11 protein-coding genes are annotated in these 12,831 nt (G+C 47.8%); 9 read left to right on the top strand and 2 right to left on the bottom strand.

Going from position 1 to position 12,831, the window contains the following annotated elements; translation table 11 throughout:
- Positions 1-6: 6 nt before the first annotated feature.
- The 4 genes from ACOBQJ_RS07700 to ACOBQJ_RS07685 all read left to right on the top strand — a co-directional run bounded on the left by ACOBQJ_RS07700 (position 7) and on the right by ACOBQJ_RS07685 (position 5,122).
- A complete protein-coding gene (locus ACOBQJ_RS07700; protein ID WP_421071156.1) occupies positions 7-1,188 on the top strand; it encodes a glycosyltransferase in 1,182 nt (393 codons plus the stop codon).
- Between the two features lie 85 nt (positions 1,189-1,273).
- Entirely contained in the window at positions 1,274-2,380 is a 1,107-nt protein-coding gene (locus ACOBQJ_RS07695; RefSeq protein WP_421071155.1) for a glycosyltransferase family 4 protein, read from the top strand.
- Positions 2,381-2,415: 35 nt separating this feature from the next.
- Positions 2,416-3,573, top strand: a complete 1,158-nt coding sequence (locus ACOBQJ_RS07690) for a glycosyltransferase family 4 protein (RefSeq protein ID WP_421071154.1) — start codon at positions 2,416-2,418, stop codon at positions 3,571-3,573.
- Between the two features lie 124 nt (positions 3,574-3,697).
- Positions 3,698-5,122: a sugar transferase gene (locus ACOBQJ_RS07685; protein ID WP_421071153.1), complete on the top strand. Its 1,425-nt coding sequence runs from the start codon at positions 3,698-3,700 to the stop codon at positions 5,120-5,122.
- 30 nt (positions 5,123-5,152) lie between these two features.
- On the opposite strand, the gene ACOBQJ_RS07680 is transcribed toward ACOBQJ_RS07685, so the two are convergent.
- Together ACOBQJ_RS07680 and ACOBQJ_RS07675 are read right to left on the bottom strand one after the other, a co-directional pair.
- Positions 5,153-6,628: a DUF1015 domain-containing protein gene (locus tag ACOBQJ_RS07680; RefSeq protein WP_421071152.1), complete on the bottom strand. Its 1,476-nt coding sequence runs from the start codon at positions 6,626-6,628 to the stop codon at positions 5,153-5,155.
- A gap of 110 nt (positions 6,629-6,738) precedes the next feature.
- Complete coding sequence (locus ACOBQJ_RS07675; RefSeq protein WP_421071151.1) at positions 6,739-7,056, bottom strand: nucleotide pyrophosphohydrolase; 318 nt, start codon at positions 7,054-7,056, stop codon at positions 6,739-6,741.
- A gap of 185 nt (positions 7,057-7,241) precedes the next feature.
- Between ACOBQJ_RS07675 and ACOBQJ_RS07670 the strand changes: the two genes are divergently transcribed.
- The 5 genes from ACOBQJ_RS07670 to purB all read left to right on the top strand — a co-directional run bounded on the left by ACOBQJ_RS07670 (position 7,242) and on the right by purB (position 12,821).
- Positions 7,242-8,024, top strand: coding sequence for a hypothetical protein (locus ACOBQJ_RS07670; RefSeq protein ID WP_421071150.1), 783 nt, complete (start codon positions 7,242-7,244; stop codon positions 8,022-8,024).
- A gap of 93 nt (positions 8,025-8,117) precedes the next feature.
- A complete protein-coding gene (hpt, locus tag ACOBQJ_RS07665; protein ID WP_421071149.1) occupies positions 8,118-8,666 on the top strand; it encodes a hypoxanthine phosphoribosyltransferase in 549 nt (182 codons plus the stop codon).
- 4 nt (positions 8,667-8,670) lie between these two features.
- The gene (gene guaA, locus ACOBQJ_RS07660) at positions 8,671-10,212 is read left to right on the top strand and encodes a glutamine-hydrolyzing GMP synthase (protein WP_421071148.1); all 1,542 of its coding nucleotides are present in this window, start codon (positions 8,671-8,673) and stop codon (positions 10,210-10,212) included.
- Positions 10,213-10,825: 613 nt separating this feature from the next.
- The gene (purE, locus tag ACOBQJ_RS07655) at positions 10,826-11,353 is read left to right on the top strand and encodes a 5-(carboxyamino)imidazole ribonucleotide mutase (protein ID WP_421071147.1); all 528 of its coding nucleotides are present in this window, start codon (positions 10,826-10,828) and stop codon (positions 11,351-11,353) included.
- Between the two features lie 172 nt (positions 11,354-11,525).
- Positions 11,526-12,821, top strand: coding sequence for an adenylosuccinate lyase (purB, locus tag ACOBQJ_RS07650; RefSeq protein ID WP_421071146.1), 1,296 nt, complete (start codon positions 11,526-11,528; stop codon positions 12,819-12,821).
- Positions 12,822-12,831: the final 10 nt, after the last annotated feature.

Here is a 12,831-nt window from a genome sequence, read left to right as displayed (position 1 = left end):
GATGACTTGAAAATAAAAAAAGTATGTATTCTGGTACGCAATGATGTGGAGCGCGATCCCCGTGTCAACAGGCAAATTCGCTGGCTGTCTGACACGGGTGACTATAAAATAACGGTTATCGGTTTTGGTAATAATGGGGTCAGTTTACCTGGCGTGGATAAAACGGTCACATTTGGTTTGAAACCCTATTCTTTGTTCGAAAAATTTCTTTCAGCGCCGGGTTTATTTCTGTGCAATATAACGTCAAGTCTGGCCGAAAATATCTACTGGAGCACTCCTGCCAATAAGGACATGTATAATGCCGTCCTTGACGATGAATATGACATCATTCACGCTAATGACTGGGATACCCTGCCCATGGCAGCTAAATCGGCAAAAAAAATGAAAAAAACGGAGATTATTTATGACGCCCATGAGTTTGCCACTCTGGAATTTGAGGAAAGTCTGAAGTTCAGACTGTTTTATAAAAAATATCGACAGATTCTTGAAACATCCTATATAAAAAATGCTGCAACAATTATTACTGTTTCCGGTTTGATTGCCCGGAAATTGGCTGAGGTGTACGGTGTTAACCCAACAGTTATAATGAACTGCCCGGATTATAACGAAACGAAGATAAATGAGACCAAATCAGAAATTATCAACCTTTGTCACCACGGTGTATATCACTCCAGCAGGGGTATTGAGGAGTTAATAAAAAGTATAAAATATTTGGATCAGGAATATGCATTACACTTTAGGCTGATTTGTGATGTAAACATAAAAAGTAAATTAGAAAAATTAGCGGCAGATACTGCTCCCGGGCGGATCTTCTTTCATCAGCCAGTCAGACCTTCTGAAATAGTAAGTACTATAAACCAGTATGATATAGGAGTTTATGCTTTAAGGCCGGTGAATTTCAACAGTGCAGCTGCTTTGCCGAATAAATTTTTTGAGTTTATTATGTCCGGGCTTTGCCTGTGTATCGGACCTACCCCGGAGATGAAACAGATAGTTGAAAAATATGACTGCGGCGTGGTTTGCAAAGGATTTGACGCTTCAAGTATAGCGGAGAGTGTTAAATCTCTCTCTAAAAAAACAATTATGGATTGCAAGAAAAGATCTCTGGATGCCGCACAAATTTTAAATGCCCGGGTAGAGGGGCAGAAGATGCTAAGATGTTATAAGGAAGTATTGGGGTTCAGCTAGATTTTTTAAGGGGTAGCTGTTTATGCGAATCATTTATATTTCAAGTGAAGATATGAGAAAAAAGGGCGCCGGTAAAACACATTTTATGGAGGTAGCAAAAAATCTCACTGCCCTGGGAAATGATCTGCTTGTTGTTTTGCCCGGCTATAAACCGTTAAAAAAAGATCATAACTCATTAAATATTATTTACGTGCCCACATTCAGGAAAAGCATAATATCGTATTTGATATATCAATTACTGCAGCCGGTTTTTTTGTTTTTTTTAATATTAAAATTCAAACCGGATGTTGTATATACCAGAGAAGGTTTATTTGATGTATTTGCCGCAGCAGTCACTAAGGCGCTAAGAAAACCTTTTGTATTGGAAGTGAATGGTATTATTGAAGATGAACTGCTCTTCAGGGGTATAAACATTAATATTATAAAAATGATCAGGATTATGGAATCATTCACTTTTAAACTGTCTGACCGCATGGTATGCGTTACTGAGGGAATCAGTAAACTGCTGGTTAACAAGTATAATGTAAAAGAAAAAAATGTTTTTGTTATCTCAAATGGTGTTAACACCGATCTTTTTCACCCTATTGATAAACTGGAGTGCCGTAAGAAACTCGGCTTGCCGGAAGACGATTTTATAGTTGGTTTTGTGGGTACTTTTGCTCCCTGGCAGGGACTTATTTTTTTATTGAAGGCGGTAAAGGAAATTAAGGAAGCCGGAGACGAAGTGAGCTCCAATATTTCTTTTATTTTAGTTGGTGATGGAGAACAGGAGATGACTTTACGAACACTTGCCCGGGAATATGGCATAGAAAGTCTTGTTCATTTTGCAGGCAGGGTGGAATATGAAGAGGTAGTTTATTGGATTAACGCCTTTGATGTGGCCGTAGCTCCTTTCACAAGGGAGCGTAATAGCTTATGCGGGCTGTCTCCTTTGAAAATGTATGAATACCTTGCGTGCGGCAAGCCAGTAATTGCCAGTGACATCGAGGGTATAAGGGATATTGTTGGGGTCAACAAATGCGGCTTATTGTTTAATCCTAACGACGTCAATGAACTTATAGGTAAGATAATTAATCTTTATAGCAATAAAGATTCTTTCTTAAATATTGGAGAGGTATGCAGTAATTATGTTAAGACAAATTACTCATGGCGTAATATTGCTATGATATTAGAGTATGCCCTAAAAAATTAATTTTCCCTATAATATTAAAGCTAAGAAGGTACGGAGTGAGGTTTTTGGTTCGGATTAAGATTTTGCTATTAATAACTTTATCTGAACTGGGTGGGGCTCAAAAAGTTGTGCATCATATTGCTGCCGGACTGGATCCACGGCAATTTGATATAACTGTCGCTTGCGCGCCAGGTGGGGAGCTTGTAAACTGGTTGAGAAATATGCATCGGGATATTAAGATAGTGGAAATAACTGATCTAAAAAGGGATATATCTCCCCTCAACGAAATTAAAGCATTCATGAAACTATATGCATTAATGAAAAAAAATTCATATCATATTGCCCACTGCCATAGTTCCAAGGCGGGCGTACTTGGTCGCCTGGCTGCCTGGCTAGCCGGTGTCCCAAAAATTTTTTTCACGGCGCATGGATGGGGAATTAACGAATACCAGAATAGGGTACTACGTTTTTTCTATACCTGGATGGAACGTTTAGCAGGCGCTGTCAGCACAAAGGTAGTCTGTGTTTCCGAAAGTGACCTGATGAAAGCACGGAGTTTAAAATTAGTTAGCGATGAAAAGTTATGTCTGATTTATAATGGGCTTCCGGAGTTGAAAACGAGAGAAGGATCCCTGCGCAGAGAGCTTAATCTAGCTGAAAAAGACATTATTGTCGGGACGGTAGCCCGCCTGGCGCCTCAAAAAGATCCTCTATTCCTACTGGAAGTAGCCGAACGGATGATAAATTGTCATAATGGATGGTCTGGTGAGGGAGGTCTTAATTTTGTTTTAATTGGAGATGGATCGTTAAGACCTGAATGTGAGAAATTTATAAATGATAAAGGTCTAAAGGGGCATGTATTTTTACTGGGTACAAGGGAGGAAGCGGCACATCTGGTACATGATTTTGACATATTTGTCCTGCTTTCACGCTGGGAAGGTCTGCCTTTAACCATTATCGAGGCGATGATGTCGGGGCGCCCGGTAGTAGCCAATTCGGTAGGCGGTGTTGGGGAACTGGTAGTGCACCGGGAAACGGGTTTGCTTATTAACAAACTGGATGCAGATGAAGCGGAAAAGGCGCTGTTTGATTTAATTTCTAACCCGGAAAAGCGTCTTTCCATGGGGCATTATGGCCGGCAGAGAGCCCGTAATCTATTCAACATAGATCAAATGGTGGATAAATACAAGAAACTTTATTTATCCATTATTTAAACTATAAACAATTTGGTCTGAAATAGACATTTAGTATTTGTAAAGGAAATTTTTTAAAAATGCCGAAATAAGTAAAAAAGCTTGTTGATGTTATGATATCTTAACTGAAAATTAGGAGTCTTTCATGGAAATTCATAAAAGCAGAATACCATTTCGAATAACGCTTATAATTATCGACCTGGCACTGATCAACCTTGGCTATATCCTTGCGTTCTTACTTAAATTCGGGTGGAATATTCCTAAGTATAACTTTGCACCCTACCTTTCCAGTTGGCCTTTGTTGACGCTATGTGCCCTGGCGCTTTTTTATTTCTACCGGCTGTACGGCAGCTACCGGTGGCGGTGGGCGGAGGTTTTTGCCTCGCTTATCTGTGTTGTATTCTTTATGGCCCTGGCAGCCATGGCACTGTCATTTTTCCTGCGCGGCTTCTCATTCCCTCGTACTGTCCTGTTGATCGCTCCGCTTATACATATAGTTTTGCTGGCTATCTGGAGAAGATTAGCCTGGCATATTGACAGGAGCCTGCAGAACATCAGGAAAATTATCGTGGTGGGGAAGCCCCTGGAGGCGGTTGCCCTGGCTGACAAGCTGGAATCAGCGATAGGGGGGAAAATAAAAGTCTCCGGTTTGCTTGTTGATGACTTGGACGACCCGGAGATCTATGAATCGGAATTTTTTGCAGGAGCGAGCGAGGATGGAGAAATGCTGAATAATGTACAAAACCGCTGGCCTGTGCTGGGTGAGGTTTCGGAAATATATCAATGTCTGGAAGAAGTTAAGCCGGACCAGGTTTTTATCTGTTCCAACCTTCCGCAGGAATACAAGGCCGAGGTGGTTTACGCCTGTGTGGCTGAGGATATAAAGGTCTATCTTGTACCGGATTTATATGAGATTATGTTATCCCAGTCAAGGCTGGACCAGGTTGATGACGTGCCTGTTTTCACGGTGGGCCGTCTAGGTATACCGGAAGAGTCCCAGGTTGTAAAAAGGCTGACTGACATCTTGCTTTCCCTTTTTGCAATAATAATTACAGCACCGCTGTGTATACTGGTAAGCGCCGCCATCAAGATTGACTCCCGCGGGCCTGTTTTTTACAGGCAAAAGCGCCTTACCCTGCAGGAAAAGTCATTTGTTCTATATAAGTTTCGCACCATGGTGGAGGATGCCGAGCAGGAAAGCGGACCGGTGCTGGCTTCTGAAAACGATCCCAGGGTTACCAGGGTGGGGCGCTTCTTACGGGCAACCCGGATTGACGAGATACCGCAGCTGCTTAATGTATTAAAGGGTGATATGAGCATAGTGGGGCCGCGCCCGGAAAGGCCTTTCTTCGTCAGTAAGCTGGTTAAAGAAACGCCTGAATACGCCTTCCGCATGAATGTTAAGTCAGGCATGACCGGCCTGGCCCAAATTGCCGGCCGTTACAGCACCAGTGCCGAGATTAAGCTGAAATACGACCTGCTTTACACAAAGTCATATTCACCGGCTAAGGACCTGGCCATTTTGCTCCAAACGGTCAAGGTCATGCTGATGAAGGACAAGGCGTCATAAAAAAACCGTCCAGCTGGACGGCTTTACCTTTTATAACTGGTTTATTACCAGCCCGGTGATTAGTTTCGGGTAAAAGAAGGTGCTTTTCTGAGGCATCTTTTCACCCTGCCCGGCTACCTCTGTAACTTCTTCGACAAGGGTGGGGTTCAGAAAGAACACAAGCTGGTACTCGCCCCGGTCCACGGCAGCAAGGGCGCCCTCCTCCTCGCGGGTGTAGGTGATGTGATCGGCCTTCGCCCTGAGCTCCCCGCAGATGCCCAGGTGCTTTTCCATTATGAGTGTGTGCAGGATGGATACGTCAAGTCTCTGCCAGGCGGGGGATTTTTCTTCAGGCATCATTTGTGATAAATCTATGTCATCCTTTAACGTGAGCAGGTAAAATTTATTATCACCCGCGTAAAGGCCGAACGCGTGTCGGTGCGCTTTCCCGGTATTGCCCGGCTTTTCCTGAGCGGCTGCGCCCGCGGTTTCCAGGGCTTTGACGTCTCCGCCAGACTGTTCGCCCAGGCCCCTTCTTTCCAGCACCCCTAAAAGCTGCCTGAAATTCCCTTTATCCGGCTCTAATTGAAATTCTTCAACAGTGAAGTTATCTTTTATCTGATCGAGCAGGCAGTATTTGTCCAGCGACTCTACATTTTTAATCAAACGGTGGGTAGGGAGGACTACCAGCCCGGGATCATACAAGTTGACCAGAGTCATCATTACGTAGTTGTAAGCAGGTTCAACCTCTGTCGAAGAGGATATCGTTCCTCCGGGTGTGGCGGTGCAGGAACTGGCGGCGCTTACAGCAGCGTCGTCACGTTCCCCGCCGCTGTTTTCCCGCTCTTTTTTATAGTTCAGGGCCGTTTCGTAGCGGTGGTGGCCGTCTGCGATGAAAATGCGCTTGTCCTTCATTATCCGCTGCACTTTCCCGATGGCGTCAGCATCAGTGACAACCCACATCCTGTGCGATTCGCCTGAATCGTCAGTAAAGCTTATATCCGGCGGCGCCCCTAGCAGGGATCCTTTAAGAGTTTCAACCACACCGTTGTCCTGGTCGGAATAAAGGCTGAAAACGGGGCTGAAGTTTGCCCCGCAGGCGCGCATCAGCTCGAGACGGTCGGCTTTATGTTTGGGTATGGTCTCTTCATGGGGGAGGACTATGCCTTTTTCGTATGGCTCCAGCCTGACGCCGCATATGATGCCGCTGCGGATTTTATTTGCCCCGCCTGCTTTGAACTCCTGCTCGTACAGGTAAATAGCGGGTTTGGGTTCCCGGGCCAGGACGTTTTCTTTAAGCCAGTCACTGTAATCGTTAGCCGCCCTGGTATAGCGGTTGTTTATTTCGCTGTCTTCCGGATCTATCTTGCCGTATTCCAGGCGGATAATGTTGCAGGGATGGCGTCTGTAAAAGCGGTCCTGGGCCGCGGCGTCAATGACGTCGTAAGGCGGTGTGACAACATCAGCCATGTTGTCCACTTTGCGCATGTTATAACGCAGGCCTCTAATCGGGATAATTACGGCCATTAAAAATAATCCTCCCAAAAATATTTAAAAATTTACAATTGCCTGTAGCCAACATATTTTTATTAGCCTTGTTAAATTGTAATATAACCGGGATCAAAAAACAAATAAAGTTATTCTTTCCTGGTCCACCTGTCGCTGTCACGGTACCGGTACTTGGCCATTACCCTTTTAAAGGCGTCTTCAAGATCAATGTTCAGGGAATTGGCATAACACACAACTATAAATAAAATATCGCCCAGCTCAAGCGTCAGGTCACCCATCGGCTCCTCCGGTTTTTTAGGCTTTTCGCCATACTGGTGGTTGACTTCCCGCGCAAATTCTCCCACTTCTTCGGCCAGCCGGGCCAGCATGGAAAGGGGGTTCCAGTAGCCTTCCTCAAACTGGGTGATCCAGCTGTCCACTTCTCTCTGCATTTCTTTAATTTCCATCGTTACAGCTCCTCAACAATTTTGCCCGGGAGCATGAAGCGCCGCCCGGCCTCGTACCCTTCAACACCTAGATAGATCTATTAGAATTATTTACTGCCCGGCTTTCCTGTATGCTGTCATAATTCCCTTCCCGTTCTCGTATGATAGGGATAAGCCAATTATCATTCGGACAGGAGGATATTTACGTGCTGCGACCGCAGTGGGTTGTCCTGAACAAAAAGTCCTTACTATTTGCGCTCGCCCTGGTTTTGTTCTTATTCCTGGTGATTAAGGGCGCCGGGATCTTTATGTCCCGGGGAGTGGGGAAGATGATGCCGCCTCAGCAGATGCTTGCGACCGGTATCGAGAAAACCAGGTCCAGCGCCAGCTTTCGCTACCAGGCTGAAACCAGGCTGACCACGGAAGGGAAAGCCGGCCTTGATTTTTTCAGCAAGGTGGAAGGGGAAAGGGTTGCCCCGGATAAGGTCCACATGACAGGGGTCATGATGAACACCCCTATTGAATTTATCCAGGTAGGCGAAAACGCCTATTTTAAGGATCAGCCCACCGGCCAATGGATATCCCTGCCCGGAAACAAGCTGTCCGATTCGGAGCTTTTTTACGCCGAACTTAATCCACTGGCTTATTTTAACTTTAAAGACGTTCCCGATTTGAAATACAAAGGCCTGGACAGGGTAAACGGTGAAAAGCTGATCCTACTGGAAATGCGCCCCAACCTTATGGATCCGTTTCTTGAGCTGCGTTTGAGCGATTATTACTACAAAGTATGGTTAAGTCCCGCAGATTACCGCCTGCGTCAGGCCTCACTCCAGGCCAGGGATAAACAAAATCCGGACAGCGGCATTGAAATTAACCTCCGCATCTGGGACTATGACAAAAATATAACAATTAATCCGCCTGTTGTAAACCCGGCTGTTTTTTCAAGGTCCGTGCCAGCGCCGCCGGATCTTTTTTTTGACCTTTATTAATAATAGCATACAAGTTATAATGGTTGACATAAGAAAGGTATAAAACAGTCAAATTATGAGCTTTTGTGCAGATTTATCAAAGGAGGCTGCAAGGTGCATCCGGACTGTGAGCGAATTCTTATTTCCGAGGGGGAAATCCGCGCCAGGGTAGTGGAAATAGGCAGGCGCATATCCAGCGATTATGCCGGGAAAGAACTGCTTATGATCGGGATACTGAAAGGGGCCATGATATTTCTGGCCGACCTGGTCAGAGAAATAACCGTCCCGACCCAGTACGACTTCATGGCCGTTTCAAGTTACGGCGCCTCGTCAAAATCTTCCGGAGAGGTGCGCATTTTAAAGGACCTGGAATACGGGGTTGAGGGCCGCCACATTATTATTGTAGAGGATATAGTCGATACCGGCCTCACTCTGAATTACCTGGCGGAAAATCTAAAGTCCCGCGACCCGGCCAGCGTAAAAATCTGCACCCTGCTGGACAAGCCTTCACGCCGGGTTGAGCCGGTGGAGATCGACTATAACGGTTTTGTTATCCCGGATGAATTTGTGGTGGGATACGGCCTTGATTACAGCGACCGCTACAGGAACTTTCCATGCATCATGGTATTAAGTCCAAAAGTATATATGAACGAGGGGGAGTAAAGGTATGCAACTGCCAGAGCAGGAGCTGGTTATAGTACTTGATTTTGGGGGCCAATACAGCCACCTGATCGCCCGCCGCATCCGTGAATTGAAGGTATTCTGCGAAATGCTGCCATTTTCGACTCCCGTTGAAGAAATAAAGAAGAGGAACCCCAAAGGGGTTGTTTTTTCAGGCGGCCCTTCCAGCGTTTACCAGGACAATGCCCCGGTGTGCGACCCCGCATTTTATGAAATGGGGGTTCCCGTGCTGGGTATCTGTTACGGCATGCAGCTGATGGCGCAGCAGTTGGGCGGGCAGGTTTCACGGGCCAACCACAGGGAATACGGGAAGACTGAGTTAACTGTCCTGGAAAGCAGAGATCTTCTTTCCTGCCTGGGGCCTGTCGAACAATGCTGGATGAGCCACGGGGACCTGGTTGAATCACCGCCTCCCGGCTTTACCGTTACAGCGCGCACGGTTAAGGCGCCGGTCGCGGCCATGGCCCAAACTGGGAAAAATCTTTATGCCGTGCAGTTTCACCCTGAGGTCGTGCACACGCCAAAAGGACAAGATATATTGAAAGCTTTTCTTTACGATATCTGCGGCTGCCGCGGACTGTGGAACATGGGATCTTTTCTTGAGAAAACCATTGCTGAGATACGGGAGCAGGTGGGGGACAGGAAAGTCCTGTGCGCTCTGAGCGGCGGAGTTGATTCTTCCGTTGCCGCGGTTATGGTGCAAAAAGCAGTGGGGGACCAGCTAACATGCGTTTTTGTGGACCACGGCCTGCTGCGCAAAGACGAGGCTAATCAGGTACAAAGAACATTCAGGGAAAAATTTAAGATCAACCTTATTTTTGTGGATGCCCGCGAGCGGTTTCTTTTTAAACTGGCAGGTGTGACCGACCCCGAGCAGAAGAGGAAAATCATAGGAGAAGAGTTCATCAGGGTTTTTGAAGACGAAGCCGCCAAACTGGGGGACGTTGACTTCCTGGTGCAGGGAACGCTTTACCCTGACGTGGTGGAAAGCGGCACGTCCACTGCCGCCGTGATCAAGAGCCACCACAATGTCGGCTGCCTGCCGGAGGACATGCGCTTTGAGCTGGTGGAGCCGCTGCGGTGGCTGTTTAAAGACGAAGTGCGGGTGCTGGGCGAGGAGATGGGCCTGCCTGAGGAGGTCGTATGGCGCCAGCCGTTCCCCGGTCCCGGCATGGCGGTACGCATACTCGGCAGGATTACTCCAATAAAAGTGGCTATAATTCAGGCCGCGGACGCTATTGTAGAGCAGGAGATCCGCAAAGCAGGCCTCTACCGGCAGATCTGGCAGTCCTTCGCGGTGCTGCCGGACATGAAGACCGTCGGCGTGATGGGAGACGAGCGCACTTACGCGCATACCGTGGTAATCCGGGCGGTAAACAGCGTTGACGCCATGACCGCGGACTGGGTGCGCCTGCCTTACGAAGTGCTGGAATCGATCTCATCGCGCATCGTCAGTGAAATCAAGGAGATCAACCGGGTGGTCTACGATATCACCTCCAAGCCCCCGGCGACGATAGAGTGGGAGTAAGATATAGGGAGACAAGAGGACGTTCATTTTGTCTCCTTTTGCTTGTGTCACCCTGCTCGCTGATGATTTTCTCCACTAGCCATCTGAGTGTTAAGCAATCGCGATAATGTGAAAATTTGATGTTAGAAGAGAATATGCAGATTAAAACTAGTATCCCACTGATAAAAAGCTATATTCAAATATCAAATTTGTTTATAAACACTTTTATATTGACAGTATTTCTTAATATTTGTTAATATAACTTTAGGTAATTACTTTAGCCCGTTCACTTGACACGGGCAATTCTTGTGTTTGTGCTATCCACATCTGCAAACAGGGAGAGAAAGTGTGCCTAGGGTTCCACGCCCAATGGCGGATCGGTCCAAGCGGCACAGGCATTCTCGAAATAGAAGGTTGATTCGAGGTTCGAGAAAGTTTTAGAACTCCCGAATTGTTGGGCCTCGCAAAATCAAACCTCTAGACAGGGTGCTACACCGGTAAGGGATAAAAGCCCAGGCGGGTAGGTTTCGCTCATAAACGAATCCTATACGCCCGGGCTTCATGTTTTTGGCGGTATTATTTTGGGTTTAGAGTCTATAATAATCAAAATAACAATTAAAAGGAAGATAATATTATGGCGATACCACTGGTTGGCATTGTAATGGGCAGTGATTCCGACCTGCCGGTCATGCAGGAGGCTGCCCGTATTCTGGAAGAGCTGGGTATCCCCAGCGAGGTAGTAATATCCTCCGCCCACCGGGCGCCCGACAAAACGGCGGATTACGCCCGGAGCGCCGTGCAGCGCGGGCTGGCTGTCATTATCGCCGGCGCCGGCGGGGCCGCGCACCTGCCCGGTGTCATTGCCGCCTATACGCCCCTGCCGGTGATAGGAGTACCTATAGAATCAGGCGCCTTAAAAGGCGTAGACGCCCTGTACGCCATAGTGCAGATGCCTTCCGGCGTGCCCGTGGCGACCGTGGCTGTCAACGGCGCTAAAAACGCCGGTATCCTGGCGGCCCAGATCATCGGTTCGGGCAACCCTGCTGTCAGGGCAGCGGTTGCCGCCTATAAAGATAAACTGGCCAGGCAGGTGAGCGAAAAGGACGCTCTTCTCGCCGAGCTGGGCATAGGGGGCTACCTGGCGCGCCCGAAAGACAGGTAAAAATTTTCACAGGATTAACATGATTAAAACAAGATTAACAGGATTATTGATTCAATTTAGAATAGCATTGAATTTTATCTGTTTGTTACGAAAAGCCAAAGGAATCTTGTAAACCTTTAAAATCCTTCAAATCATGTAAAATATTTTAGAATGAATATCGGGAGGCAATTAAATGATTGACCGCTATACACTGCCTGAAATGAAGCAAATTTGGTCGGAGGAGAATAAGTATCGGAAATGGCTGGACGTCGAGATTTTTGCCTGTGAGGCCATGGCCGGCCTGGGCAAAGTACCCCCGGAAGCCCTGGCCGAGATCAAGGAGAAGGCTAACTTTAATGTGCAGCGGATTGCTGAAATTGAAGCTGTAACCAACCACGATGTAATAGCGTTTACAACCAATGTCGGTGAATACGTGGGAGACGCGGCCAAGTACATTCACCTGGGCCTGACCTCTTCCGACGTTCTGGACACAGCCCTGGCCGCCCTGATGAAAGAGGCGGGCGGGCATATTTTAGGCAGGCTAAAAAAGCTTAAGGAAGCGCTGCTGGAAAAAGCGGCGGAGCACCGCCGGACCATCATGATCGGGCGCACCCACGGCATCCATGCCGAGCCCATCACTTTCGGCCTGAAGATGCTGCTCTGGGTGGACGAAACCGGGCGCAATATCAGGAGGATGGAACAGGCGGTGGAAACGATTAGCGTTGGTAAGATTTCAGGCGCTGTCGGCACCTACGCTAACATCGACCCGCGGGTGGAAGCGCACGTCTGCTCCAGGCTCGGGCTGAAGCCCGCCAACGTATCGACCCAGGTCCTCCAGAGGGACCGCCATGCGGAGTACCTTACCACCATAGCAGTGATCGGCAGTTCGCTGGACAAGTTCGCGACCGAGCTGCGCAGCCTCCAGCGCACCGATATCCTGGAAGTGGAGGAGCATTTCAAAAAAGGCCAGAAAGGGTCCTCGGCCATGCCCCATAAACGAAACCCGATCATCGGGGAGCGAATTTCCGGCATGGCCCGCCTGCTGCGGGGCAACGCCCTGGCGGCCATGGAAAACGTCCCTCTCTGGAACGAGCGGGATATTTCCCACTCATCGGTGGAGCGGGTGATCGTGCCCGACAGCACTATCATCCTCGATTATATGCTGGCCAAATTTACCGGCACCATCGCCGACCTTTTGGTTTATCCCGATAACATGATGCGGAATGTAGAACGCACCCATGGGCTGATCTTTTCTCAGAGGGTCCTTCTGGCCCTGGTTGAAGAAAAGGGGATCTCCCGGGAGCGGGCTTATGAGCTGGTGCAGCGCAACGCGATGGAAGCGTGGCGGACGGGGAAAAACTTCCGCGACCTGCTCCTGGCGGACGGCGAGCTGACCGCCCAGCTTGATCAAAAAGAGATAAATGAGTTGTTCGATTATAGCTACCACCTGAAGAACGTGGACGAAATATATAAGAGATTCGGTTTGTAGGAATGGAGGA

This window comes from Pelotomaculum propionicicum, assembly GCF_048984525.1.
GTDB classification, from domain to species: domain Bacteria; phylum Bacillota; class Desulfotomaculia; order Desulfotomaculales; family Pelotomaculaceae; genus Syntrophopropionicum; species Syntrophopropionicum propionicicum_A.
The sequence above is the reverse complement of the archived record's forward strand: the minus strand, read 5'-3'. Positions and strand labels throughout refer to the sequence as shown.